Source organism: Microbacterium sp. 05N427 (assembly GCF_056397105.1).
On record NZ_JBFTMT010000035.1, the window covers coordinates 1 to 980 of the forward strand.

The 980-nt window shown below is 78.6% G+C and carries 1 pseudogene; it reads left to right on the plus strand.

Annotated features, from left to right (window positions below):
• Positions 1 to 980: pseudogene (locus AC1DG4_RS19520) on the plus strand (hypothetical protein); the annotation flags it as partial.

The window sequence follows — 980 nt, forward strand, 5'->3', positions numbered from 1 at the left end:
TGCCAGGGCCGCCGAGGCCATCCGTCACGTGCTGAGCTCCGCGGAGCGCGCGGCGGCCGCGTCCGCGGCCGCCGCCGGGGCGGTCGCGGAGGCCGAGGAGACGTGGCGCGGACGGACAGCAGACGATGAACACGCCCCTGACGGATCCTCCGCGGAGGAGCTGCGGGGCTGGGCGTCCGACCTCACCCGGTCCAGCGGCGCGTGGCAGCAGGCGGCGGCAGCCGAGGCGCAGCTCGCCGCGCACGAGACCGCGGTGACCACCGCGCAGCTCGAGGTGGAGTCGGCGGGCGCGGACCGCGCTGCCCGCGAGCAGGAGCGAGCGGCCCTGCCCGCCGCGATCGAAAAGCTGACCGCCGAGCGCGACGACCTGCGCCGGAGGGCCGATCGCGCCGCCGATCTCGAGACCGCGGTCGCCCTGGCCGCCTCGCGACTCGCAGGGGCGCGAGACGCGGCGGCACGGACCGAGGAGCGGGGCGCAGCCGAGCGCGCGGTCGCCGACCGCGAACAGGAGGCCGCGGCCGCGTTCGCGCACGCCGCAGACCTGCGCCGACGCCGTGAGGCGGGGATGGCCGGCGAACTCGCCGAAGCCCTGATCCCGGGCGAGGCCTGCGTCGTCTGCGGCTCCAAGGAGCATCCGGCGCCGGCCGCGCACGCAGACCCGGTCTCGGCGGAGGACGTGGCGGAGGCCACCGAGGCGCGAGAGCGCTCCGCAGAGCAGGTGCGCATCGCCACGAGCGCCCTGGCCGCAGTGGACGCGGCGCTGGCCGCCGCGACGGCGCGTGCCGATGGGCGGACGGTGGAGACGGCCGAGGTCGAGCTCGCCGCCACCGGCGCGGAGCGGGATGCCGCGGCGGCGGCTCGAACGGCCGCTGCGGACGCCGAGCAGCGCCTCGCAGAGCGGCGGGCGGCGGCCGAGGGGCTCGAGCGCGAGATCGCGGAGCTGTCCGCGCGTCACGCCGAGGCGAGCGAGCGTCTGGCTC